At 66.8% G+C, this 24,827-nt stretch carries 23 protein-coding genes; 9 read left to right on the forward strand and 14 right to left on the reverse strand.

The window, feature by feature from the left end; translation table 11 throughout:
* The first annotated feature begins 107 nt into the window (after positions 1–107).
* Genes cysQ through cysN form a run of 3 tightly spaced genes read left to right on the forward strand, consistent with a single transcriptional unit; the run spans position 108 to position 3,788 of the window.
* Positions 108–917, forward strand: a complete 810-nt coding sequence (gene cysQ / locus GTK09_RS10760; protein WP_163463160.1) for a 3'(2'),5'-bisphosphate nucleotidase CysQ — start codon at positions 108–110, stop codon at positions 915–917.
* A 55-nt stretch (positions 918–972) separates the two neighbouring features.
* Positions 973–1,899: a sulfate adenylyltransferase subunit CysD gene (cysD, locus tag GTK09_RS10765; protein WP_163463161.1), complete on the forward strand. Its 927-nt coding sequence runs from the start codon at positions 973–975 to the stop codon at positions 1,897–1,899.
* Positions 1,899–3,788 (forward strand): sulfate adenylyltransferase subunit CysN, encoded by a 1,890-nt coding sequence (cysN, locus tag GTK09_RS10770; protein ID WP_163463162.1) that lies wholly within the window; start codon positions 1,899–1,901, stop codon positions 3,786–3,788. Before cysD ends, cysN begins: the two co-directional genes overlap by 1 nt.
* 161 nt (positions 3,789–3,949) lie before the next feature.
* Here cysN and GTK09_RS10775 read toward each other — a convergent pair whose 3' ends face one another.
* Genes GTK09_RS10775 through GTK09_RS10785 form a run of 3 tightly spaced genes read right to left on the reverse strand, consistent with a single transcriptional unit; the run spans position 3,950 to position 7,107 of the window.
* Positions 3,950–4,948, reverse strand: a complete 999-nt coding sequence (locus GTK09_RS10775) for an Hsp33 family molecular chaperone (protein ID WP_163463163.1) — start codon at positions 4,946–4,948, stop codon at positions 3,950–3,952.
* Positions 4,941–5,885, reverse strand: a complete 945-nt coding sequence (gene argF / locus GTK09_RS10780) for an ornithine carbamoyltransferase (RefSeq protein WP_163463259.1) — start codon at positions 5,883–5,885, stop codon at positions 4,941–4,943. Before argF ends, GTK09_RS10775 begins: the two co-directional genes overlap by 8 nt.
* A 7-nt stretch (positions 5,886–5,892) precedes the next feature.
* A complete protein-coding gene (locus tag GTK09_RS10785; protein ID WP_163463164.1) occupies positions 5,893–7,107 on the reverse strand; it encodes an aspartate aminotransferase family protein in 1,215 nt (404 codons plus the stop codon).
* Positions 7,108–7,542: 435 nt separating this feature from the next.
* Here GTK09_RS10785 and GTK09_RS10790 point away from each other — a divergent pair, with 435 nt between their 5' ends.
* A complete protein-coding gene (locus GTK09_RS10790; protein WP_163463165.1) occupies positions 7,543–8,091 on the forward strand; it encodes a GcrA family cell cycle regulator in 549 nt (182 codons plus the stop codon).
* A 133-nt stretch (positions 8,092–8,224) separates the two neighbouring features.
* Positions 8,225–9,364 carry an alpha-D-ribose 1-methylphosphonate 5-triphosphate diphosphatase gene (locus GTK09_RS10795; RefSeq protein ID WP_163463166.1) on the forward strand — a complete coding sequence of 380 codons (1,140 nt, stop codon included), beginning with the start codon at positions 8,225–8,227 and terminating at the stop codon, positions 9,362–9,364.
* A 40-nt stretch (positions 9,365–9,404) separates the two neighbouring features.
* Here GTK09_RS10795 and GTK09_RS10800 read toward each other — a convergent pair whose 3' ends face one another.
* From GTK09_RS10800 to radA, 4 genes are all read right to left on the reverse strand, one after another.
* Positions 9,405–10,145 (reverse strand): SDR family NAD(P)-dependent oxidoreductase, encoded by a 741-nt coding sequence (locus GTK09_RS10800; protein ID WP_163463167.1) that lies wholly within the window; start codon positions 10,143–10,145, stop codon positions 9,405–9,407.
* A gap of 31 nt (positions 10,146–10,176) precedes the next feature.
* Positions 10,177–11,628 (reverse strand): amidophosphoribosyltransferase, encoded by a 1,452-nt coding sequence (gene purF, locus GTK09_RS10805; RefSeq protein ID WP_163463168.1) that lies wholly within the window; start codon positions 11,626–11,628, stop codon positions 10,177–10,179.
* Between the two features lie 130 nt (positions 11,629–11,758).
* On the reverse strand, positions 11,759–12,397 hold the full coding sequence (locus tag GTK09_RS10810; RefSeq protein ID WP_163463169.1) for a CvpA family protein: 639 nt from the start codon (positions 12,395–12,397) through the stop codon (positions 11,759–11,761).
* Between the two features lie 103 nt (positions 12,398–12,500).
* On the reverse strand, positions 12,501–13,904 hold the full coding sequence (gene radA, locus GTK09_RS10815) for a DNA repair protein RadA (protein WP_163463170.1): 1,404 nt from the start codon (positions 13,902–13,904) through the stop codon (positions 12,501–12,503).
* 45 nt (positions 13,905–13,949) lie between these two features.
* Between radA and GTK09_RS10820 the strand changes: the two genes are divergently transcribed.
* Positions 13,950–14,372 (forward strand): DUF1294 domain-containing protein, encoded by a 423-nt coding sequence (locus GTK09_RS10820; protein ID WP_376767985.1) that lies wholly within the window; start codon positions 13,950–13,952, stop codon positions 14,370–14,372.
* A 43-nt stretch (positions 14,373–14,415) separates the two neighbouring features.
* Here GTK09_RS10820 and GTK09_RS10825 read toward each other — a convergent pair whose 3' ends face one another.
* From GTK09_RS10825 to GTK09_RS10855, 7 genes are all read right to left on the reverse strand, one after another.
* Positions 14,416–14,646, reverse strand: coding sequence for a BrnA antitoxin family protein (locus GTK09_RS10825; protein WP_163463171.1), 231 nt, complete (start codon positions 14,644–14,646; stop codon positions 14,416–14,418).
* Positions 14,646–15,794 (reverse strand): alanine racemase, encoded by a 1,149-nt coding sequence (alr, locus tag GTK09_RS10830; protein WP_163463172.1) that lies wholly within the window; start codon positions 15,792–15,794, stop codon positions 14,646–14,648. The genes GTK09_RS10825 and alr overlap by 1 nt, the downstream gene beginning before the upstream one ends.
* Positions 15,795–16,176: 382 nt before the next feature.
* Complete coding sequence (locus GTK09_RS10835) at positions 16,177–17,664, reverse strand: replicative DNA helicase (RefSeq protein ID WP_163463173.1); 1,488 nt, start codon at positions 17,662–17,664, stop codon at positions 16,177–16,179.
* A 147-nt stretch (positions 17,665–17,811) separates the two neighbouring features.
* Positions 17,812–18,513, reverse strand: a complete 702-nt coding sequence (grpE, locus tag GTK09_RS10840) for a nucleotide exchange factor GrpE (protein ID WP_163463174.1) — start codon at positions 18,511–18,513, stop codon at positions 17,812–17,814.
* Positions 18,514–18,690: 177 nt separating this feature from the next.
* The gene (gene hrcA / locus GTK09_RS10845; RefSeq protein WP_163463261.1) at positions 18,691–19,785 is read right to left on the reverse strand and encodes a heat-inducible transcriptional repressor HrcA; all 1,095 of its coding nucleotides are present in this window, start codon (positions 19,783–19,785) and stop codon (positions 18,691–18,693) included.
* A gap of 125 nt (positions 19,786–19,910) precedes the next feature.
* Entirely contained in the window at positions 19,911–21,158 is a 1,248-nt protein-coding gene (locus GTK09_RS10850; RefSeq protein ID WP_163463175.1) for an NAD(P)/FAD-dependent oxidoreductase, read from the reverse strand.
* Between the two features lie 129 nt (positions 21,159–21,287).
* Positions 21,288–21,956 carry a Uma2 family endonuclease gene (locus tag GTK09_RS10855; RefSeq protein WP_246217839.1) on the reverse strand — a complete coding sequence of 223 codons (669 nt, stop codon included), beginning with the start codon at positions 21,954–21,956 and terminating at the stop codon, positions 21,288–21,290.
* 206 nt (positions 21,957–22,162) lie between these two features.
* On the opposite strand from GTK09_RS10855, the gene rph reads away from it, so the two are divergent.
* Genes rph through hemW form a run of 3 tightly spaced genes read left to right on the forward strand, consistent with a single transcriptional unit; the run spans position 22,163 to position 24,742 of the window.
* Complete coding sequence (rph, locus tag GTK09_RS10860) at positions 22,163–22,885, forward strand: ribonuclease PH (RefSeq protein WP_163463176.1); 723 nt, start codon at positions 22,163–22,165, stop codon at positions 22,883–22,885.
* Positions 22,885–23,529 (forward strand): RdgB/HAM1 family non-canonical purine NTP pyrophosphatase, encoded by a 645-nt coding sequence (rdgB, locus tag GTK09_RS10865; protein WP_163463177.1) that lies wholly within the window; start codon positions 22,885–22,887, stop codon positions 23,527–23,529. Before rph ends, rdgB begins: the two co-directional genes overlap by 1 nt.
* 10 nt (positions 23,530–23,539) lie before the next feature.
* Positions 23,540–24,742 carry a radical SAM family heme chaperone HemW gene (gene hemW, locus GTK09_RS10870; RefSeq protein WP_163463178.1) on the forward strand — a complete coding sequence of 401 codons (1,203 nt, stop codon included), beginning with the start codon at positions 23,540–23,542 and terminating at the stop codon, positions 24,740–24,742.
* Positions 24,743–24,827 lie beyond the last annotated feature (85 nt).

The raw sequence follows: 24,827 nt of genomic DNA on the forward strand, positions 1-24,827 counted from the left end.
CGACATCGGCAGGCGCCGAGTGCGGGCGCGACCGCCGGCTTCGCCTGATTCACCGATGCTCGATCCACGAACGACCTGCTTCGGCAAAAGAGACGAGCGAGCCCGCATTGACCCTTGCAGAGCTGATCGCGATTGCGCTTCTGGGCGGCGAAGAGGTCCTCGCAGTCTACGCGACGCCCTTCGATGCGAAGACGAAAGCGGACGCGTCTCCGGTGACGCAGGCCGATCTCAGATGCGAGGCGGTGATGAAGCCGCTGCTGGCGGAACTTTCGCCCGACGTCGTCATCGTCGCAGAGGAAGCCGTGTCGGCCGGCGACATGCCGGCCGAGGCCGAACGGCTGTTTCTGGTCGATCCGCTCGACGGGACGAAGGAGTTCGTCAACCGCAACGGCGATTTCACGGTGAACATCGCCCTCGTCGAGAACGGCGTTCCGACCGCCGGCGTCGTCTACGCTCCGGCGATCGGCAAGCTGTGGGCGGGATCGGCGCGCGAAGGCGCTTCCATGGCGGACGTCGTCGACGGGCGGCTCGTCACGCAGCGAAAGATCGTCGCGCGCAAGGCGCCGGATCGGCTCGTCGCCGTCGCCAGCCGGTCGCACGGTTCGGCCGAGACGGAGGAATGGCTGAAGCGTCACGAGGTGGAGCGCTTCGTCTCGCGCGGCTCCTCGTTGAAATTCTGCCTTCTCGCCGAGGGTGAGGCCGACGTCTATCCGCGGCTCGGCCGGACGATGGAATGGGACACGGCCGCCGGCGACGCCGTGCTGCGGGCCGCCGGCGGTATCGTCACGACCCTCGACGGCGCGCCGCTTGTCTATGGCAAGCGCCGGCAAGCGGAGGACGTCGACTTCGCCAATCCGCATTTCGTCGCCTTCGCCGATCCTCTTCTTGCCCGGACATTGGCGGAAGATGGCGCCTGAAAGCTCCGACCCGTCGCCATGTCGCGATGGCGCCCGCCGTGGGAGGGAAGGACTGATGTCGGCATCGCCGGACGCCGCGCCCCGACAACTCACCCATCTGCAACACCTCGAGGCGGAATCGATCCACGTCATGCGCGAGGTGGCGGCCGAGTTCCGCAATCCGGTCATGCTCTATTCGATCGGCAAGGACTCCTCGGTCATGCTGCATCTGGCGAAGAAGGCCTTCTACCCTTCGCCGCCGCCCTTCCCGCTTCTCCACGTCGACACGACCTGGAAGTTCCGCGAGATGATCGCATTCCGCGACCAGGCCGCCAAGGACGCGCGGATGGACCTGATCGTCCACACCAACCAGGAGGGCGTGAGACGGGGCGTCACCCCCTTCACCCACGGCGCGTCGGTCTACACCGCCGTGATGAAGACCGATGCCCTGAAGGAAGCGCTGACCACCTACGGATTCGACGCGGCCTTCGGCGGCGCTCGGCGGGATGAGGAGAAGAGCCGCGCCAAGGAGCGCATCTTCTCGTTCCGGACCGAGAACCACGGCTGGGACCCGAAGAACCAGCGGCCGGAACTGTGGAACCTCTACAACGCCCGCGTCCGCAAGGGCGAGTCGATCCGCGCCTTCCCGCTGTCGAACTGGACCGAGCTCGACATCTGGCAGTACATCCTCAAGGAAAACATCCCGATCGTGCCGCTCTATTTCGCGGCAAAGCGTCCCGTCGTCGAGCGCGACGGCATGCTGATCATGGTCGACGACGACCGCCTGCCGCTCGCCCCCGGGGAGACGCCGCAGATGCGCCTCGTCCGCTTCCGCACGCTCGGCTGCTACCCGCTGACGGCGGCGATGGACTCTTCCGCCGCAACCCTGCCCGAGATCGTCCACGAGATGCTGATCGCCCGCACATCGGAGCGGTCCGGCCGGCTGATCGACCAGGACGAGGCCGGATCGATGGAGAAGAAGAAGCGCGAGGGCTATTTCTGATGGAGCGGTTCGGCCCCGCGGCACTGGCGGAACATCTCGGCCGGCACGAGCGCAAGGGTCTGCTGCGCTTCCTCACCTGCGGTTCGGTGGACGACGGCAAGTCGACGCTGATCGGCCGTCTGCTCTACGACACCAGGCTCCTCTTCGAGGACCAACTGGCGACGCTGCGGAAGGAGAGCGCCCGGCACGGCACGGCCGGCGAGGACATCGACTTCGCCCTCCTCGTCGACGGGCTGGAAGCCGAGCGCGAGCAGGGCATCACCATCGACGTCGCCTACCGCTTCTTCGCCACGGAAAAGCGCAAGTTCATCGTCGCCGACACGCCGGGCCACGAGCAATACACCCGCAACATGGTCACCGGTGCCTCCAACGCCGATCTCGCCGTGATCCTGATCGACGCGCGCAAAGGCCTCCTCACCCAGACCCGGCGGCATGCCTACATCGCCTCGCTGCTCGGCATCAAAAACATCGTCCTGGCGGTGAACAAGATCGACCTCGTCGGCCATTCGAAGGCGGTCTTCGACCGGATCCGCGCCGACTTCGACGGCTTCGCCCAAGCTCTCGGCTTCCAAGGCGTCCAGCCGATCCCCCTGTCGGCGCGTTTCGGCGACAACGTCACCCGGCGCGGCGGGAGCCTTTCCTGGTACGACGGTCCGACGCTACTCGAGCACCTCGAGGCGGTCGAGGTGGGCCGCCACGAGACGGAACGTCCCCTGCGCTTCCCCGTCCAATGGGTCAACCGGCCCGGTCCCGACTTTCGAGGCTATTGCGGCACCATCGCCTCGGGCGGCGTCACGGTCGGCGAGGAACTCGCCGTCGCCGCCTCCGGGCGCACGAGCACGGTGAAGTCGATCGTCACCTTCGACGGCGAGAAAGAAAGCGCCGTCGCCGGCGAGGCGGTGACCATCACGCTTGCCGACGAGATCGACGTTTCCCGCGGCGACCTTCTGTGCAGCGCAAACCAACGGCCGGAAGTCGCCGACCAGTTCTCGGCCCACGTCGTCTGGATGCATGAGGAGCCGCTGGTTCCCGGCCGCTCCTACCTCTTCAAGATCGGAACCAAGACGGTCTCGGGCTCGGCGACTGAGATCAAGTACAAAGTCGAGGTCAACGCGTTCCAGCATCTGGCCGCCAAGAAGGTCGATCTCAACGAGATCGCGGTCGTCAATCTGTCCTTCCGCGAACCGATCGCCTTCGATCCCTATGCGGAAAACCCCGCCACCGGCGGCTTCATCGTCATCGACCGGCTGAGCAATCTGACCGTCGGCGCGGGCATGATCGACTTCGCGCTGCGGCGCGCCGCCAACATCCACTGGCAGCCGGTCGACCTCGACAAGCACAGCCGCGGCGCCGTGCTGGGCCAGCGCCCGGCGGCGATCTGGTTCACCGGCCTGTCCGGCGCCGGCAAGTCGACCGTCGCCAACATTGTGGAAAAGCGCCTCTTCGCTCTCGGCAAGCACACCTATCTCCTCGACGGCGACAACGTCCGCCACGGACTCAATCGCGATCTCGGTTTCACCGAGGTCGACCGGGTCGAGAACATCCGCCGCGTCGCCGAGACGGCGCGGCTGTTCGTCGATGCCGGGCTGATCGTGCTCTGCTCCTTTATCTCGCCCTTCCGCTCCGAGCGGCGATTGGCCCGCGACCTGCTGGAGCCGGGCGAATTCGTCGAGGTGTTCGTCGACACGCCGCTGCACGTCGCCGAGAGGCGTGACGCGAAGGGCCTCTACAAGAAGGCGCGGGAAGGCAGGATCAAGAACTTCACCGGCATCGACAGCCCCTACGAGGCGCCCGAACGCCCCGAGATCACGCTGGCCGGCGGCATGGCCGCGCCGGAGGACCTGGCCGACCAGGTGGTCGAATATCTGCGCGACCAAGGGTATATCTGAGGGATGGCGGAGCAGAACCGGAAGTGGGCACTCCCGCACTGACGTTCGAGGCGACGCTTTGGCTCGAGCGAACGCCTATCCCCTCCGTCCTGCCTGGCATTTTCCCCGCAAGGGGGCAGGATCTGACCCTTTGCCTCGTTGCGAGCGTCGGCGGCGCCGGCTCAATCCCCCTGCAATTCCTGAGGATCGAACTCGTAGTTCGTGCCGCAGAACTCGCAGGTCACCTTGATGGTGCCGTCTTCGATGCTCTCCTCGATCTCCTCGGCGGAGAAGTTCGACAGCACCTCGCCGATCCGCTCACGCGAGCAGGAGCAGTCGTCGATCACCTTGTCCGCCGGAAAGACCCGGACGCCGCGCTCGTGGAACAGCCGGAAGAGCAGCCGCTCGACGCCGACTTCCGGATCGGTCAGCTCCGAGGCGTCGACCGTATCGACCAGCGCCCGCACCTCGAGCCATGCGTCGTCGAACTCGTCGCCCTCTTCGTACTCCTCGGCCCCTTCCGGCAGATCGCCGCCCGGAAGGTCGGGCATACGCATGCGATCGGGGGACTCGGGCAGGAACTGGGCAATCAGCCCGCCCGCCCGCCAGCTTTCGACGAAGCCGTTCTGGCCGCGCCGGGCGATCTTGGCGACGGCGAGCTTCACCGTCGTCGGAATCTGTTCCGACTGACGGAAATAGGCCTCGGCGACGGACTCGATGCCCTGGCCGGCAAGTTCGACGATCCCCTGATAGCGCTGGGTGTAGGAGCCCTGATCGACCGTCAGGGCGAGGGTGCCGTTGCCCAGAAGCTCTTCCGAACTCGTCGCGCCGGCCTCGACGGCGGCTTGCAGCGCCTCCTCGTCGTACCGGGCATAGGCCCGGACGCTCGACGGGGTCGCATAGTCGACGACGAGCAGATCCACCGGGCCGTCCGTCTGGGTCTGGACGATGAACTTGCCCTCGAACTTCAACGAGGTACCGAGCAGCACCGTCAAGACGATCATCTCGGCGAGAAGCCGCGACACCGGCTCCGGATAGTCGTGCCGGGCCAGGATCTGGTCGAGCATCGAGCCGAGCTGGACGCCGCGGCCGCGCGCGTCGAGCACCTCGACCGCGAAAGGCACCACGGCGTCGTCACCGACGAGCTCGCCGGCCGAAAGAACCCGCTCGTTCTCAGCCATGGGCAGGGCTTCCGGGCGTCACCTCGCCAAAGCACCAGGCGAGGATCGACTTTTGCGCATGCAGGCGGTTCTCGGCCTCGTCGAAGACCACCGACTGCGGCCCGTCGATGACGCCGTCCGTCACCTCCTCGCCCCGATGGGCCGGCAGGCAGTGCATGAACAGGGCCTCGGGCTTGGCATGGGCCATCAGCCGCTCGTTGACCTGATAGGGCATGAAGACGTTGTGGCCGCGCGCCCGGTCCTCGCGCCCCATCGACACCCAAGTGTCGGTGACGACGCAGTCGGCGCCGGAAACCGCCTCGACGGGGTCCTCGGTCGTCAGGATCTTCGCTCCCTCGCCGCGGGCCCACTCGATGTAGCGGCCATCGAGATCGGAGCCGCTCGGGGTGGCGATCCGCAGCTCGAAATCGAAACGCGCCGAGGCCTCGGCGAAGGAGGCGAGCACGTTGTTGCCGTCACCCGACCAGGCGAAGACCTTGCCCTTCACGGGCCCGCGCTTTTCCTCGAAGGTCATCAGGTCGGCCATGATCTGGCAGGGATGGGTATCGTCGGTGAGGCCGTTGATCACCGGCACCGTCGCATTCTCGGCCATCTCGGTCAGCCGCTCGTGCTCGGTGGTGCGGATCATGATGGCGTCGACGTAGCGCGACAGGACGCGGGCGGTGTCGGCGATGGTTTCGGAGCGGCCGAGCTGCATCTCGGTGCCGGATAGAAACAGCGTCTCGCCGCCGAGCTGGCGCATCGCTACGTCGAACGAAACACGCGTGCGGGTCGACGGCTTGTCGAAGATCATCGCCAGCATCTTGCCGGCGAGCGGCTTGTCGCCGCCCGGCAGAAGCTGCTTGCGCCGGCAGGCGTCGTCGATGATCGACCGGAGATCGTCCTTCGAGACTTGCGACAGGTCGAGGAAATGGCGCGGGTTCTGGCTCGTCGTCATCGTCATCTCATGCACTCGCGCGCTGCAGCGCCGGCGACAGCCGCGCCGCCGCGTTCTCGATCCGCTCCATGGCCGTGCGGATCTCCTCCTCGGTGACGTTCAACGGCGGCAACAGCCGGACGACGTTGTCGCCCGCCGGCGCGGCGAGGACGGCTTCCTCGCGCAGCGCCGCGACCATCTCGGTGTTCGGCACCCGCATCTTCAGGCCGATCAGCAGGCCCTCGCCGCGGATCGCCTCGACCACGTCGGGATAGCGGTCGGCGAGCGAGGCGAGCGATTGCTTGAAGAGCAGCGCCTTGCGACGGACCTCCTCGAGGAAGCCCTCTTCGAGCACGACGTCGAGGACGGCGTTGCCGACCGCCATGGCCAGCGGGTTGCCGCCGTAGGTGGTGCCGTGGCTGCCCGGCGTCATGCCTTTGGCCGCCTCTTGCGTGGCGAGGCAGACGCCGACCGGAAAGCCGCCGCCGAGGCCTTTGGCCGAGGCGAGGATGTCCGGCACCACGCCGGAATTCTCATAGGCGTAGAAGCGCCCGGTGCGCCCGATGCCGGTCTGCACCTCGTCGTAGATCAAGAGCAGACCGTAGGTGTCGCAGAGCTCGCGGATCAGCTGGAGGAACGGCGTCGGAACGGTGCGGATGCCCCCCTCGCCCTGGATCGGCTCGATCAGGATCGCCGCGACGTCGGCGCCCGCCGCCGCCTGCCGCAGCGCCGCCTCGTCGCCGAAGACGAGTTGGTCGAAGCCTTCGACCTTCGGGCCGAAGCCTTCCAGATACTTCGCCTGGCCGCCCGCCGCGATGGTCGCCAGCGTGCGGCCGTGGAAGGCGCCCTCGAAGGTGAGGATGCGGTAGCGCTCCGGCTGGCCGGAGACATAGTGGTAGCGCCGCGCGGTCTTGATCGCGCATTCCAGGGCTTCGGCACCGGAATTGGTGAAGAACGCCTTGTCGGCGAAGGTGTTGGCGGTCAACCGCTCGGCCAGCCGGCGCTGGCCGGGAATCTCGAAGAGGTTCGAGGTGTGCCACAGCTTCTCGGCCTGGTCCTTCAGGGCGGCGACGAGATGGGGATGGGCATGGCCAAGGACGTTGACTGCGACACCGCCGGACAGGTCCATGAACCGTCGCCCGTCTCGCGTCTCCACCCAGACGCCCTCGCCGCGCTCGAAGGCGAGCGGCGCGCGCTGATAGGTCTGGTAGAGAGGAGAGGTGTCGAGCGGCTGCTTGTCCATGGCGTGTCAACTCTTCTTGGAGCGCCGTGACCGAAAGGCCTACGGCGATGCCCCTGAAAACGTCAAAGCCTGCCGACGGGGCAGGCTTCGCATGCGCTTCCGATGTCTCGGACGCATTCCTATAACATGCCCCCTGACGCGGTGCGAGACAAGAGCCCCCAATTTCCGGGCCGGACGGCGCCGCTCTCGGCAGGGGCCGCTGGTTTTACGACGCGCAATACCCATATTGGCTGGGGAAAAACATCAGAAGGGTCGTTTCCTTGACATGCGACTCTTGTCAGCGAGTCGGGCGATACGGTAAATTCCGTGCCTAGATACTAGACTTCGAGCGGCGGACCTAGTCTCACCATACATCTTGTGTCCCCAATCGCGCATTGGCTTGCGCGAGAGGGTGTTGGATTCCGGGCGCCGCTTCCGTGAAGAAGGAGCAAGCCAATGGGTTGGACGGACGAACGCGTGGAGATGCTGCGCCGACTCTGGTCCGAAGGCCACAGCGCCAGCCAGATCGCCGAGAAGCTCGGCGGTGTCAGCCGCAATGCGGTTATCGGCAAGGTGCATCGCCTGAAGCTGGAATCCCGCGCGAAATCGGCGCCGGAGGAAAAGCCCGTCGTCGCCGCCATCGCCGAGCCGGCTGTGGCTGCGACCCCGCGTGTCGTCGCCTCGCAGGTCATTGCCGCCCAGGTGATGCAGGCGAGCCGGCCCGTCGCCCGGACCATGGGCGCGACGGCGTTGAAGGTCGAGGTCGAAGATGAGATCGAGGAACAGGTCCAGCCGATCGTGCGCAAGGGCGCCGAGGTGGTTCCGATGATGCGCAAGCTGTCGCTCGTGCAGCTCACCGAGCGGACCTGCAAGTGGCCGATCGGCGATCCTCTGTCGCCGGACTTCCACTTCTGCGGCGATCATTCCGGCGATGGAACGCCCTACTGCTCGTTCCATGCCAAGCTCGCCTTCCAGGCGGTGACGGAGCGTCGGCGCGTCCGCTGAGGCGAGCCGCGACGAATTTCTGCGGGACCGACCGAAAGCCCGGGGCAGCTGATGCCACGGGCTTTTCGTTTGCTCTTGAGACGAAACGAGCATCGCCTGTCCATCGGTCGGCTCCCTGTTGAGAGAAGACACAATGACCCGCTCGATGATCCTCGCAAATGCCCGCCTCGTTCTGTGCGATGAAATCGTCGAGGGTGCCATCGCGATCGAGGATGGCCGCATCGCCGAAATCCTGCCCTCGAGATCGACCGGCGGGGAGGACGTGGACGGCGACTATCTGCTGCCCGGCCTCGTCGAACTTCACACCGACCAGATCGAGGGGCACCTCAACCCGCGTTCCGGCGTCGTCTGGAACGCGATGGCGGCGGTGCAGGCCCATGACGGCCAGGTGGCGACCTCGGGCATCACCACGGTCTTCGATGCGGTGCGCGTCGGCTCCGACGAGAACACACGCGCCGATGCCGAAGCGGTGGCCCGTCTCGCCGACACGATCGAGCGAGCGGTGGCCGAAGGACGGCTGCGGGCCGAACACTTCGTCCATCTGCGCTGCGAAGTCTCGGCCGACGACGTGGTCGAAGGCTTCGATCTCCTGAAGGATCACCCGCGGCTGCGGCTCGTTTCGCTGATGGACCATGCGCCCGGCCAGCGGCAGTTTCACGATATGGCTGCCCTGCGTGCCTATCTGACGGACAAGTTCAAGATGAGCGAGGCCGACTTCGAGGCCTTCGCCGCCGCCCGCATCGCTCAGTCGGAGAAGAATGCCGGGCCGCACCGGCGGGCGATCGCTGCCGAATGCCAGACGCGCGGCATCGCGCTCGCGTCTCACGACGACGCGACGATCGCCCATGTCGCGGAATCGATCGCGCTCGGCACGCGGATTTCGGAGTTTCCCACGACGATCGCGGCGGCCGAAGCGTCACGGGCGGCCGGCATGAAGGTGCTGATGGGCGCGCCGAACGTGGTGCGCGGGCGCTCCCATTCCGGCAACGTCTCGGCGATCCAGCTTCTTCGGGCAGGGCTGCTCGACGTCCTGTCCTCGGACTACGTGCCCTTCAGCCTGATCCAGGCGGTGTTCACGCTCGCAGACACCGGTCTCGTCCCACTACCGGCCGCAACCCGCCTCGCCTCGGCCAATCCCGGCGAGGCGGCAGGTCTCGCCGATCGCGGTCGCATTGCCGCGGGGCTGCGCGCCGATCTGATCCGGGTTGCCCATCAGCCGGGCGAGCCGCCGGTGGTCCGCGCCATCTGGCGCCAGGGCAAACGGGTGGCGTGAGCCGCCGCCGATTGCGTCCGGCAGCCAGAAACGGCTCTGTTCAGGCCGGGTCCTGATAGGTCAGGAAGCGGTTCTCCCGCACGTCGAAGATCTTGCCCGTCTCGGTGACGTCGTCAAAAGCCAGCGGCAGGATCTTCGCCGCAACTTCGCGGGCGGTCGGCAGGGTCTTGGGGTCTTCGCCGGGCATCGCCTCGGCGCGCATGCGGGTGCGGGTCGCGCCGGGATTGACGGCGTTGACGCGCAGCTTCGTGTTCATCGTCTCGTTGGCCCAGGAGCGGACCATCGCCTCGCAGGCCGCCTTGGTCGCCGCATAGAGCGACCAGTAGGCCTTGGCCGAATGGGCCGCCCCCGACGACATGACGATCGCCCGGCCCGCCTCGGAGGCGCGCAGCAGCGGGTCGACCGAACGGATCAGCCGCCAGGTCGAGGTGACGTTGACGGTCATGGTCTTGTCGAAGACCTTTGCCTCGATGTGGCCGATCGGCGAGAGGACACCGAGCAGGCCGGCATTGGCGACCAGGACGTCGAGCTTGCCCCAACGCTGCTTGATCGCCCCGCCGAGCCGGTCGATACCGCCCATGTCGGTGAGGTCGAGGGGAACGAGGGTGGCCGAGCCGCCGGCCGACTTGATCTCGTCATCGAGCTCTTCCAAGCCGCCGACGGTGCGCGCCAGCGCGATCACGTGCGCGCCCTCGGCCGCCATCTGCTTGGCGATCTGATAGCCGATGCCGCGCGAAGCGCCGGTCACCAGCGCGGTCTTGCCTTCGAGCCGTCCGGCCATCGGCGATCCCTCCCTATCGTCGTTTTCGCGTTCAGCCGGCGCCGCCGAGCAGCGACAGCTGGCGGACGTTGTCCGCCCCGTCCTGATCGGTCAGCGAAGTCGGATAGTCGCCGGTGAAGCAGGCGTCGCAGAACTGCGGCGCGATCTTCGTGCGCTCTTCCTCGCCGCAGGCCCGGTAGAGCCCGTCGATCGACAGGAAGGCGAGCGAGTCCACCTGGATGAACTCCGCCATTTCCTCGATCGTCATGCGCGAGGCAAGCAGCTTGGCCTTTTCCGGCGTGTCGACACCGTAAAAGCACGAGGCCCGAGTCGGCGGAGAGGCAATGCGCATGTGGACCTCGCGGGCGCCGGCCTCGCGGACCATCTGCACGATCTTCTGGCTGGTGGTGCCGCGCACGATCGAATCGTCGACAAGGACGACGCGCTTGCCTTCGATCATCATCCGGTTGGCGTTGTGCTTCAGCTTGACGCCCATGTGGCGGATCGAATCCGTCGGCTGGATGAAGGTGCGCCCGACATAGTGGTTGCGGATGATGCCGAGTTCGAAGGGAAGCGCCGCCTCCTGCGCATAGCCGATCGCCGCAGGAACGCCGGAATCGGGCACCGGCACAATGACGTCCGCGTCGACATGGCTCTCGCGGGCGAGCTCCATGCCGATCTTCTTGCGGATGTCGTAGACGTTGCGGCCCTCGACGTTCGAATCCGGCCGGGCGAAATAGACATATTCGAAGATACAGAACCGCGGCCGGCGCGACTGGAACGGAAAGATGCTCTCGATCCCGCTCTCGGTGATCACGACCATCTCGCCGGGGGCGATGTCGCGGATGAAATCGGCGCCGATGATGTCGAGGGCGCAGGTTTCCGAGGCGAGGATGAGCGAGCCTTCGAATTCGCCGAGGACCAGCGGCCGAATCCCGAGCGGGTCGCGCACGCCGATCAGCGAATTTGCCGAAAGACCGACAAGCGAGAACGCCCCTTCGAGCCGCGACAGGGCGTCGATCAGCTTGTCGACGAAGGCCCGCGCGCCGCTGGTGGCGACGAGATGGAGGATCGTCTCGGTATCCGACGTCGACGAGAAGATCGAGCCGCGCCGCTGCAATTCGCGCTGCACGGTCATCGCGTTGGTGATGTTGCCGTTGTGGGCAACGGCAAAGCCGCCGGCGGACAGCTCGGCGAAGAACGGCTGGACGTTTCTGAGGCCGCCGCCGCCGGTGGTGGCATAGCGGGTGTGGCCGATCGCCGACCGGCCCGGCAGGCGCTCGAGCACCTGCGGCTTGGTGAAGGTGTCGCCGATCAGCCCTGAATGGCGCTCGACATGAAACTGCGCACCGTCGTGGGAGACGATGCCGGCCGCTTCCTGGCCGCGATGTTGAAGCGCATGCAGCCCGAGCGTGACAACGGCGGCGGCGTCCGCCCGCTCGAAAATGCCGAAAACGCCGCATTCTTCATGCAGCGTGTCGTCGCCGAACGGCGTCTCGTCCATATCTATCCGCGTTCCGCTGGCTGGTGTGATTGCACAGATATAGGGACTCTCCTCGCATATCGCGAGTCGCGTGTCGGGGAGAGAGGGTTCACCCCTTGCCCCGCCCCATCGGCCCCGATGCGAAAGCCCGTCAATTCGTCGGTCCCTCGTCGACGTCCGGGGCTGGACTTGCGGGCTCCGCCCCCTGGATGGCGCCGTCGATCGTCGTCGGCTCCTCGCCGGCCGGCGCCTGTCCGTCCGCCGGCTCGCCGCCCTCCTTGAGATTGTCGATCTGATCCATGATCAGACCTTCCGGATTCTCCGGAAGCGCGGCGACCAGCTGCTTGCCGAGATCGTCGAGATAGGGCTTGGAGGCGGAGTTGGCGATCCAGGCCGGCTGGTTCTCAGGGGCCAGCCAGTTGAAGAACAGCATGGCGACGACGACGAGGAGAAGCCCGCGCACCGCGCCGAAGACGAAGCCGAGCACCCGGTCGAGAGCGCCGATGCGGCTGTCGATGATGAAGTCGGCAATCCTCAGCGTGATGAAGGAGACGATGATCAGCGTGACGATGAAGATCGCCGCCGCCGAAGCCGCCATCGCGACGGTCCGCGAAGAGATGTACTGTTCGGCATAGGGCGTCAGATCGGCGTAGAACAGGAAGGCGACGATCGCCGCGACCGCCCAGGCGACGATCGACAGAACCTCGCGCGAAAAACCGCGCACCATCGCAAGCAGGGCCGAGACCAGCATGATCGCAACGAGACTGGCGTCGAGCAGTGTGAGTGACATCGTAGAGACTTCCAGGGTCGAGGGGTCGGCAGCGGCCCGTCGCGGCCGAACACCCCATTACCGTTTTGCGGCATAATTTTCACTAAAAGATTCGCGGGCGGCTTCAAGCCTCTTCGCCGGAGCCGGGGATGGCGCCTCCGGCCGCGACCTTGGCGACGAGATCGGGCAGCGCTTCCACCGCCTCGACCCGCATGCCGGGGGATTTCGGCAGATCTGCGGTCGAGTCCGGCAGGACCGAGCGGGAGAAGCCGAGTTTCTCGGCCTCCTTCAGCCGCTGCGCCGCATGAGCGACGGGGCGCACGGCGCCGGACAGGCTGACCTCGCCGAAATAGACGCAGTCGGACGGCAGCGGCGCGCCCGACAGCGAGGAGACCAAGGCGGCGGCGACGGCGAGATCGGCCGCCGGCTCGGAAATGCGGAACCCCCCGGCGACGTTGAGATAGACGTCGTGCTGGCCGAGGCGCACGCCGCAATGAGCGTCGAGCACGGCAAGCACCATGGCAAGCCGCGGCTGGTCCCAGCCGACGACGGCGCGGCGGGGCGTTCCCAGCGCCGAGGGCGCGACGAGCGCCTGGATCTCGACCAGCACGGGGCGCGTGCCCTCCATGCCGGCGAAGACGGCGGCGCCGGGCGACTTGGCGTTGCGCTCGCCGAGGAAGAGTTCCGACGGGTTGGCGACTTCCCGCAGGCCTTCCCCGCCCATCTCGAAGACGCCGATCTCGTCGGTCGGGCCGAAGCGGTTCTTCACCGTGCGAAGAATGCGGAAGTGATGACCGCCCTCGCCTTCGAAATAAAGCACCGCATCGACCATGTGCTCGACGACCCGCGGTCCGGCGATCTGGCCGTCCTTGGTCACGTGGCCGACGAGGATCACGGCCGAACCCGACGACTTGGCGTATTTCACCAGCGCCTGCACGCCGGCCCGCACCTGGGTGACCGTGCCCGGCGCCGATTCGGCAAAGTCCGACCAGAGAGTCTGGATCGAATCGATGATCAGGAGATCGGGGCGCTTGGCCTCGGCGAGGGTCGCCAGAATGTCCTCCACATTGGTTTCGGCCATCAGCATCACGTCGGTGTCCGCCGCCTGCAGCCGCTGGGCCCGCAGCCGCACCTGCGCCACCGCTTCCTCGCCGGAGACGTAGACGACCGAATTGCCGCGCCGCGCCAGGGCGGCGGCCGCCTGCATCAAAAGCGTCGACTTGCCGATGCCGGGATCGCCGCCGATGAGGATCGCCGAGCCGCGCACGATGCCGCCGCCGGTGGCACGATCGAGTTCGTCGATGCCGGAGACGATCCGCGGCGCCTCCTCGATCTCGCCGGAAAGAGGCAGCAGCGCCGAAGGGCGGCCCTTGCGCCGCGAGCCGCGCTGCGGCCCGCCGCCGATGCCCCCGGAGGCGTTCTCCTCGACGATGGTGTTCCACTCGCCGCAGGATTCGCACTTGCCCTGCCAGCGCGTATAGACCGCGCCGCAGGCCTGGCAGATGAAGGTGAGCTTGGATTTGGCCATGGAACTCCTTGGGTCAGCCTTGAGCGGCTTGATCGAGACGGCCGCATGATCCGGCACGCCCACGGGCCGACTACCGACCGCTACATCGACTTCATCAGGAGCAGAGCGACCACGATGCACGGCACCTTGACGGACGACAGCATCATGCTCGCCATCGGCTTCTATCTCATCGCGATCAACTGCGCCGCCTATCTGGCTTTCCTGTTCGACAAGGCGCGGGCGCGTCAAGGTGGCTGGCGAATTCCCGAGCAGCGGCTCCTCACCCTGGCGCTCGTGGGAGGCAGTATCGGCGCGATCGCCGGCCAGAAGCTGCTTCGCCACAAGACCCGCAAGGAGCCGTTTCGAACGCAACTGCTCCTGATCACAATGTTCCACGGCACCGTCGTCGTTGCGATAACCGCAACGCTCGTCATCGTCGGGCCCCACGTCGCCAGCAACTGGCTCAGAACAGTCTTGAGCGAAGCCTGAGGCGGGTCGGCGGCGATGGTGCCCCCCCGAGCAGATCAACGGGTCATGCGTCGCCCCGCGGCCACGACTTGTCGAGCCAATCCCTGAGAGCACCGTACACCCGTGTCTGCCATCCCTTCCCCGACGACCGCAGCGCCTCCACGACGTCGTGATCGAGACGCAGCGTCACGCGCTGCTCACCCGTCGGCTGGTCTATGGGAGCGAACTTCAATCCGACGCCGACGAGGAGAGGCAAGAACGGCAGAAGTCCACGTCCAATCGTACCGAGCTTCATCAGTAAACCCGTTCAACCCGTTTCCCCAGCCCCGTCAACAATTCATACGCGATCGTCCCCGCAGCATCGGCCACCGCGTCGATTGACACGTTCGCTCCAAAAAACTCCGCCCGCATGCCCGGTTCCACCAGATCCGTGGGAACGCTGGTCACGTCCAGCAACGTCAGATCCATCGACACCCGGCCGAGCACCGGCACCATATGCCCCGCCACGAAGGCCATCGCCCCCGGCCTTGTCTCGCGCAGCGGCACACCGGCGCCGGAGGCGGCGCGGGGGTAGCCGTCGGCATAGCCGAGGCCGACGGTGGCGATGCGGGTGTCGCGGGCAAGCTTCGCCGCCGCGCCGTAGCCGGCGGCCTCGCCGGCCTTTGCGGCGCGGACCTGGAGGATGGCGGCGGTGAGCGTCGCGACCGGTTTCAGCTTGCCGTCGGAGGGTGCGCCGGCCCGGCCGCCATAAAGGGCGATGCCGGGACGGGTGAGATCGAAGGCGTAGCCCTCGCCGAGAAACGAGCCGGCGGAATTGGCCAGCGAACGCTCGACGCCCGGAAAGTTCTCGCAGATCGCCAGGAACTGCAAGCGCTGCGCCTCGCGCTGCTCCGTGCCCTCGTCGGCGCTGGCGAGATGGCTCATCAGAAGGCGAATGTCGAGCGCGCCCCCCGCCTGCGCCGCCTTGACGATCGGGATCTCGGCCGCGTCGAGGCCGAGGCGGTTCATGCCGGTCTCGAACTGCAGCGCCGCGGGGGCGCTGCAGCCGGCGCGTTCCAGGCCCTCGCCCCAGGCGGCGATCTCGGCGAGGTTCGACAGGACCGGGATCAGCCCGGCTTCGAGACAGGCCGGCACGTCGGCGAGCGCGAGACCCTGCAGCACGTAGATCCGCGCGTCGCGCCTGTCCGCCCCGTCGAGCGACGCGCGCAGCGACACGCCCTCTTCCACCCAGGCGACGAAGAAGTCCCGGCAGCCGGCCTCGAAAAGCGCCTCCGCCACCAGCCCCGCACCGAGGCCGTAGCCGTCGGCCTTCACCGCCGCACCGGTGCGGGCCTTGCCGTTCAGGGCATCGAGCGTCCGCCAATTGGCCTTCAGCGCCTCGGTGTCGATGGTGACGCGCGGCATGCGCGAATTTGAAGACGCCAATGCGGTCGATGCTGCCATGATGTGCCCCGTCGGATGGGATTGCCCAAGACCCGGCACCTCCCCTGCCCGATCGTCAGAGCGGAGCGTAGCAGAGAATGGGGATTTTGGGCGAGCAGGCGGGTGACGCCGGCCGGTCATTGATCTGGGTTCGTCGTGCGACCGGGATCCGACAGGGCTGCATGCAGGGAACCACCGCCGGCGAGCGCCGGCGCAGCGTCTTCCTTATGATGCTGCCAAGGTCGCGGCGGCAGCAGTTGCCCTCATGGTGAGCCTGTCGAACCACGAGGGCACCCCGAGGCGATCTGGAGCCTTCACCCTCGTGGTTCGACAGGCTCACCATGAGGGTGAAGGTGTCGCCGCGTTCCCCGCTCGATGCCTTTGCAGCACCCCGTCCGCCCACCTACTCGAACCGCTCGGGCAGATAGGCCTCCTCGGCGAGATCGGTGAAGCGGGTGTATTCAGCCTGGAAGGCGAGCGGGATCGTGGCGGTCGGGCCGTGGCGCTGCTTGGCGATGATCACCTCGGCCTTGCCGCGCGCGTCGTTGAGCGCCTGCTCCCATTTCAGATGCTCGTCGGTGCCGGGCTTGGGCTCGCGGTTGGCGAGATAATATTCGTCGCGATAGACGAACATCACGACGTCGGCGTCCTGCTCGATCGAGCCGGATTCGCGCAGATCCGACAGCTGCGGGCGCTTGTCGTCGCGCGATTCGACCTGGCGCGACAGCTGCGACAGGGCGATGATCGGCACCTGCAGCTCCTTCGCCAGCGCCTTCAGGCCCGTGGTGATCTCCGTGATTTCCTGGACACGGTTCTGCGAGGACGCCTTGGACGAGCCCTGCATCAGCTGGACGTAGTCGATCACCATGACGTCGAGGCCGCGCTGGCGCTTCAGCCGGCGGGCTCGCGCCGAAAGCTGGGCGATCGAGATGCCGCCGGTCTGGTCGATATAGAGCGGCAGGCGCTGCATCATCTCCGAACAGGCGATCAGCTTGGTCAGTTCCTGGTCGTTGATCTGGCCGCGGCGGATCTTCGAGGAGGAGATCTCAGTCTGCTCGGAGATGATACGCGTCGCCAGCTGCTCGGCCGACATTTCCAGCGAGAAGAAGCCGACGACGCCGCCGTTCTTGGCCTTGAACGAGCCATCGGCCTGCTCGGCCGGCTCGTAGGCGGCGGCGATGTTGAAGGCGATGTTGGTGGCGAGCGAGGTCTTGCCCATGGCCGGACGGCCGGCGAGGATGATCAGGTCGGAGGGCTGCAGCCCGCCCATCTTGCCGTCCATCGCCATGATGCCGGTGGAGACGCCGGAGAGGCCGCCGTCCCGGTCCTTGGCCGCCGTCGCCATCTGCACGGCGAGGGTGACGGCGTCGGTGAAGGACTGGAAGCCGCCATCGTAGCGGCCGGTCTCGGCGAGCGTGAAGAGCCGTCGCTCGGCCTCCTCGATCTGGTTCTTCGGCTCCATGTCGAGCGGCGCGTCATAGGCGAGATTGACCATCTCCTCGCCGATCCCGATCAGCGATCGGCGCAGCGCCAGATCGTAGACTGCCCGGCCGTAGTCGAGCGTGTTGATGATCGTCGTCGCTTCGGCCGCGAGCCGCGCAAGATACTGCGCGAGGGTCATCTCGCCGATCTTGTCGTTCGCCTTCAGGAACGTCTTGATCGTCACCGGATTGGCGATCTTGCCCATCCGGATCATTTCGGAGGTCTTTTCGAAGATCTCCTTGTGGATCGGCTCGAAGAAGTGGTCGGGCTTCAGGAAGTCGTGGACGACGTAATAGGCGTCGTTGTTGACGAGAATCGCGCCGATCAGCGCCTGCTCGGCCTCGATGTTGGCCGGTGCCTCGCGATAGATCGCCGCCTCTTCCTCGAATTTGCGCGCAGGCTCCGCCATCGCCGTCGCATCCTTTTCATCAATTGCCCGAAAGCGGATGGCCTACACCATCGGGTGATTCGTCACAAAGCAAAGAAGCCGCCCGAATGGGGCGGCTCCTCATCAGCCTGAAAACCTCTGGATAACAGCGGGGAAAACCGTCTGGGACTATTGCCCCGTGCCGGCCTCCGCCTCGGCGCCCCTTGCCTCGGCCGGCGCCGCCTTCGGCCCACCCTTGGAGACGCCGACCATCGCCGGCCGCAGCACCCGCTCGCCGATGGCATAGCCGGCCTGGACGACCTGCAGCACCGTGCCGTTCGGCACCTCGGGATTGGGGATTTCGAACATCGCCTGATGGAAGTTCGGATCGAAGCGCTGGCCCTGCGGCTCGAGCTTCCTGACCCCGTGCTTTTCGAGCGTCGCGAGAAGGCCCTTCTCGGTCATGTCGACGCCTTCGATCAGCGCCTTCAGGCCGGAGCTCTCGTCGGCCCGATGCTCCTCGGGCACCGCATCGAGGGCGCGCGAAAGATTGTCGGCGACCGACAGCATCTCGCGGGCGAAGCTCGTGACGGCGTAGGTGCGCGCGTCCTTCACTTCCCGCTCGGTGCGGCGACGCAGGTTCTCCATGTCGGCGGCCAGCCGCAACAGCCGGTCCTTGACGTCGGCGTTCTCCGCTTCCAGCGCGGCGATGCGCGCCTGCTGCTCGTCGCCGTCGCGGGCGCCATCCTCGTCGCCCGCCGCCTCGCCATAGGCCGCGCCCCACTTCGAAGATTGCGGTGTCGCCGTCCCCGCAGCCGCGCTCTCGCCCGCAGCCGTCTCGGCGGCATCGGTCTCGTGGCTCTCGCCCTCGGGTTTGCCGGTCTCGCTCATCTTCCCTCTTTCATCCTGTTTTCTCGACATCCTGCCCCGCCCGTTGCGGGGCTCGAACCATCGGACGTCCTCGTCTTGGCGGCATGACCGGAGGGCCCGCAGTTCTCGACGACCACGGCCCCGTCCGATGCACGAATGCGTTATCGCAGCGGCATATCGAATTGGCGGGCTCGAAAATCAAGCCTCGCCGTCGGCGGCCTTCTGCTGCAACAGCCGCGAGACGATGCGCGCGGTGTAGTCGACCATCGGCACGACGCGGCGATAGTTCAGCCGTGTCGGACCGATGACGCCGACGGCGCCGACGACGCTCTCGGTGCCGCCCTTGTAGGGCGCGACGATCAACGACGAGCCCGACAGGGAGAACAGCTTGTTCTCCGAGCCGATGAAGATCCGGACGCCGTTGCCGCCCTCGGCGAGGCCGAGCAGCTCGATCATGCCGTTCTTCGTTTCGAGATCGTCGAACAGCAGCCGCAGCCGCTCGATGTCGTCGGCGGCGGAGATGTTGTCGAGAAGGTTCGCCCGGCCGCGGACGATGAGCTGCGCCGGCTGCCCGGCTGCGGCACCCGACCAGATGGCGAGCCCCTGATCGACGAGCGCCTGGGACAACAGATCGAGGGCCGTTGCCGTCTCGTCCTTCAGCGCGGCGATGCGCTCGCGCGCCTCGCCGAGGGTGCGGCCGACGACATGGGCGTTGAGAAAGTTGCCGGCCTCGACGAGCTGCGAGGCGGTCACCCCCGCCGGCAGGTCGAAGATCCGGTTCTCCACCTCGCCATTGGCGCCGACGAGGACGGCAAGCCCCTTGGTCGGCTCGAGGCGGATGAACTCGATGTGCTTCAGCCGCAGGTCGGACTTGGTCGTGACCACGATGCCGGCGCCGCGCGACAGGCCGGAGAGCAGGTTGCTTGCCTCGGTGAGGAGGTTCTCCATGCCGCGCCCGTCGCCGACGAGCCGCACCTTCTCCTCGATCTCGTCGCGCTCCGAAGCGGCGAGATCGCCGACCTCCAGGAAAGCGTCGACGAAGAAACGCAGCCCGATCTCGGTCGGCATCCGCCCGGCCGAGACATGCGGCGAGTATATCAGGCCGAGCGCTTCGAGGTCGCTCATGACGTTGCGCACCGAGGCTGGCGACAGCGACGACGTCAGGAGCTTCGACAGCATGCGCGAGCCGACGGGCTCGCCCTGGTCGAGATAGCTTTCGACGATCAGCCGAAAGATCTCCCGGGCGCGCGCATCCAGCGGAAGCTGAGCTCGGGCCAAGTCGCTGACGGACATCATGAAACGCAAAATTCTGGGTAAACCATGCCCATACTATAGGTGTGCGCCCGGGCGGATGAAAGCCGGGCGCGTCGTCATCTGCGGCACGGCCGGGAGATCGCGGGCTCGCCGCCGGTTCCGCCTCACGAAAAGCGCCTCGGCGAAAGGGCGTCGAGCACCGGGCCGGGAGCGCCGGCCTTGCCGCCATCCGCCATCAGATCGGCGATCAGCATGCCGGTGGTCGGCCCGAGCGTGAAACCCTGATGGCCGTGGCCGAAATCGAACCACAGCCCGTCATGGCGCGGCGCCTTGCCGACGACGGGCAGCATGTCGGGCATGCAGGGGCGCGTTCCGTGCCAGGGCTGGTTCTCGACCGGGCCGCCGAAATCGAGCACCTTTCGTGCCCCCGCCTCGGCTTCGCCGAGTTGGCGCAGGTTCTGGGTGGCGGTCATGGCGGTCAGTTCGGCGCCGGTGGTGATGCGCATGCCGAGCTTCATCGGCACGAACACCGCGCCCACCGAAGCGTCCATCAGCGGCTTGTCCAGCGGATTGTTCTGGTAATGCTGGTGATAGCCGCGCTTTTCGATCATCGGGATCCTGTAGCCGAAGCGCTTCAGGAGCTTCGGCGACCAGGCCCCGAGGCAGACGACGACGTCCTTCGCCTCCAGGGGGCCGTCGACGGTGTCGACGCGCCAGCCGGCACCCGACTTCGCCAGCGTCTCGGCGTCGCCGTCGACCAGCCTGCCGCCGCGCTTCAGGAAGAGTTCGCCATAGGCGCGGGTCAGATCGCCGGGGCTCGAGCAGCACCAGGGATCGGTCCAGTGAATGGCGCCGGCATAGCCGGGCTTCAGCGCCGGCTCGGCCGCCATCAGGCCGCTCGCATCGAGCGCCGTATACCCGACGCCGTATTCGCGGTTCACCCGCTCGGCCTTGGCGACGGCGGCAGCGAGCTTGCCCTCGTCGCGCCAGGCCTGGTGGAAGCCGTCCTTGCGGATCAGCGCGTCGGCGCCGGCATCCGAGATGTAGAGCGCGTGGTCCTCGCGCGAGCGGCGGATGAGGACGCTGTAGGTCGCGGCGATGCGGTGGAGGCTCTTCGGCTGGGAGTAGCGAAAGTAGCTGAAGAGGTTCCTGACCTCCGAGGACACCGCCTCGAAGCTCCATTCGACGTCGTTGGTGCGCTTCAGCGCGATGGCGATCAGCGAGGGTATGTCCGTCGGCATGGCATAGGGCTCGACGGCCTCGGCCTGGATGATGCCGGCGTTGCCGTAGCTCGTCTCCCCGGCAAATCGCGGCTGCCTGTCGAGGATGACGACGTCCTTCCCCTGCGCCTGCAGAGCGAGCGCTGCGCCCACCCCCACCATGCCGGCGCCGAGCACGATCACGTCGGTCATGGGCAGTTCATCCTTCTCTACGCTGTACCGGTGAGGAGGGTAGTCGGCTCGCTGCGGAGAGCAAGCGGATTTTGCGGTGCGAAAGAGGCGGTCCGATCAGCCCGTCGACGCCATGACACTCACGACGCCTCAGCGGAAGGGTCGCTCTTCCACCAGCCGCAGCCGAGGTCGCGTCGCCGGATCGAGCGTTTCGTAGATCTGACCGACGGCAAGCGATCCGCCGATCTCGGCAAGCGCGACGATCTGATCGAGATCGTCATATTTCTCGACGTCCCATCCGCCATCCTTGTCCCGCCTGTAGAGCTTGACCGAGATGACGTCGGGATCGACGAAAAGGATGAGCCGGATCTCGGCATGGGACCGGTATTCGTCGAGCTTGTCGGTCGCGTCGATCGCCGAGGTCCCAGGCGACGCCACTTCCACCACCAAGGTCGGCCGTGACGCTTCGAGCGCGTCACGATCGTTCGGCCCGCAGTCGACGACGACGTCGGGATAGCGAATGGTCTGTGGTCCTGTTCTCACGGCGGTATCGCTGGAGGTGGTTCGGCAACCGCCACGTCTCGCCTGCGGCAACAGCGTCGCGACGATGTTCGCCGTGACGACGTTGTGGCTCTGCTTGGCCCCCGTCATCATCCGGAAGATCCGGCCGTCGACGAGTTCGAACCGACCGTCTTGGGCGCACACCCACCGGAGGAACTCGCCCGCTGACACGAGATCATGCTCGGGAATGGCCACGTGAAACCCATCTGCCAGCGTCGGGATTTTCAACATACGCCCGAGAAAGAGGGCCATCAACATGGCCGCTCCCCGCGACGATTGCCCAACCATCCGCGGTGGCGCGTCGTCGAACACCCGCACCCGGCCGGCAAGTGACGTCCGGCCCTTCAAGAAACGAAAGATCCTCTCCCGAATCCTTTGCGCGTTTCAGCCTTTCCCGATACAAGCCCGGCACAATAACACTCCGTTAACCATGAAAATTCGAAGCAAAAGCGAGACATCGAGCCATGCGCCCTTCCAAACGACCCAATGACGCCATGCGCGACGTCTCGATGGACACCGGCGTCTCGCGCCATGCGGAAGGCTCCTGCCTCGTGCGCTTCGGCAATACCGAGGTGCTGTGCATGGCGAGCCTCGAAGAGCGGGTGCCGCCGTTCCTGAAGAACACCGGCAAGGGCTGGGTGACGGCGGAATACGGCATGCTGCCGCGGGCGACCGGCGAGCGCATGCGCCGCGAGGCAGCCCAGGGCAAGCAATCCGGCCGCACCCAGGAGATCCAGCGGCTGATCGGCCGGTCGCTCCGGTCGATCGTCGACCTCCAGGCGCTCGGCGAGCGCCAGATCACCATCGACTGCGACGTCCTCCAGGCCGATGGCGGGACGCGCACGGCGGCGATCACCGGCGGCTTCGTGGCGCTGTCGGAATGCCTCAAATGGATGGAGGAGCGCTCGATGGTGAAGCGCCACGACGTCCTTCTCGGCCACGTCGCGGCAGTGTCCTGCGGCATCTACAAGAACCAGCCGGTGCTCGATCTCGACTATGCCGAGGATTCCACCGCCGAGACCGACGCCAATTTCGTCATGACCGGGGCCGGCGGCATCGTCGAGATCCAGGGCACCGCCGAGGGCGCGCCCTTCTCCGAGGACGAGTTCCTCGAACTGTTGAAGCTCGCCCGCAAGGGAATCAACGAACTGGTCGCGACGCAGCGCCAGGTTCTCGGAGAGCACTGATGCCGCTTCTGACGCCGGCCGACGGGCCGCTTCTCGTCGCCAGCCACAACAAGGGCAAGATCTGGGAAATCCGCGAGTTGATGGAGCCCTTCGGCTTCGAGGTGACGTCGGCCGCCGACAAGGGTCTCGACGATCCGGAAGAGACCGGCACGACCTTCGAGGAGAACGCCGCGATCAAGGCGCTGGCGGCGATGGAGGCGACGGGGCTCGCCTCGCTGTCGGACGACAGCGGCATCGCCATCGAGGCCCTGAACGGCGACCCCGGCATCTATTCGGCCCGCTGGGGCGGGCCGGACCGCGACTTCGCCATGGCGATGCGCAACGTCGAGGAAAAGTTGCAGGCCGCCGGCGCGACGACGCCGGACAAGCGCCGCGCCACCTTCGTCGCCGTCCTCTGCCTGGCACGGCCCGGCCATGAGCCGATGTTCTTCCGCGGCGAGGTGGACGGCACGGTCGTCTGGCCGCCGGTCGGCGACAAGGGCTTCGGCTACGACCCGATCTTCCTGCCGGACGGCGAGAGCCGCACCTTCGGCGAGATGATGTCGGCGGAAAAGCACGCCTGGGAGCCCGGCCAGAAGACGGCGCTGTCGCACCGGGCGCGGGCCTTCCAGAAATTCGCCAAGCTCGCCCTCGGGGTGGAATGAGAGGGGCCCGATGAACCTGATGTCGCCGCACCTAGCCGCCGGGGTCCTCCCCTTCGCCAAGACGCCCGCGGCACCGGGCTTCGGGGTCTACATCCATTGGCCGTTCTGCGCGGCCAAATGCCCCTACTGCGACTTCAACAGCCATGTCCGCCGCTCGGCCATCGACCAGCCGCGCTACGTCGCGGCCTTCACGCGCGAGCTGAAGGAAGCCGCGCGGCGCTCCAAGGGCGAACTCGTCACCTCGATCTTCTTCGGCGGCGGCACGCCGAGCCTGATGGCGCCGGAGACCGTCGGGGCGATCCTCGATGCCGTGGCGGCCAACTGGGCGATCGCGCCCGACGCCGAGATCACCCTGGAGGCCAATCCGTCGAGCGTCGAGGCGTCGCGGTTTCGCGGCTATCGGGCGGCGGGGGTCAACCGGGTGTCGCTCGGCGTCCAAGCGCTGAACGATCCGGACCTGAGGCGTCTCGGCCGCCTGCATGACGTTTCGGCCGCGCTCGAAGCCATCCGTCTCGCCCGCGAGATCTTCCCGCGGCTGTCCTTCGACCTGATCTATGCGCGGCCAAGCCAGACGGTGGAAGCCTGGGAGGCCGAGCTCAACCAGGCGATCGATCTGGCCGCCGACCATCTGTCGCTCTACCAGCTGACCATCGAGATGGGCACGCCCTTCTTCGACCTGCACAAGGCCGGCAAGCTGAAGGTGCCGGACGGGGAACTCTCGGCCGAGCTCTACGAGGCGACGCAGTCAATCACCGCCGCGCGCGGCCTGCCGGCCTACGAGATCTCCAACCACGCCGTGCCGGGCGCCGAATCGCGCCACAACCTCACCTATTGGCGCTACGGATTCTATGCCGGCGTCGGTCCCGGCGCCCATGGCCGCCTCAAGGGCGAGAACGGCCATCGCCACGCCATCGCCAACGAGCCGTTGCCCGAGACCTGGCTGAAGATGGTGGAAAGCTGGGATTCGGGCGCCGTGACCGACGAGGCGCTGTCGCTCGAAGAGCAGGCGGACGAGCTGCTCTTGATGGGCCTTCGCCTCACCGAGGGGATCGATCTCTGCCGCTGGCGCAAGCTCGCCGGCCGGGACATCGACAAGGCGAGCGAACAGGACCTCGCCCATCATGGCATGATCGAGCGCCTCGGCCCGGATCGCATCCGTGCGACGCCGGCGGGCATGCTGGTGCTCGACGCGGTGGTCGCGGACCTGGCCTGAGCGGCCCTGCCCCGCGCCACCGCCCGAGGATCGGCCGTCGGCAGCGGCATTATGGACATCATCGGCATAGTCGTGGCGAGAGCCG

The organism is Jiella pacifica (genome assembly GCF_010500815.1).
In the GTDB taxonomy this organism is placed as follows: Bacteria; Pseudomonadota; Alphaproteobacteria; order Rhizobiales; family Rhizobiaceae; genus Jiella; species Jiella pacifica.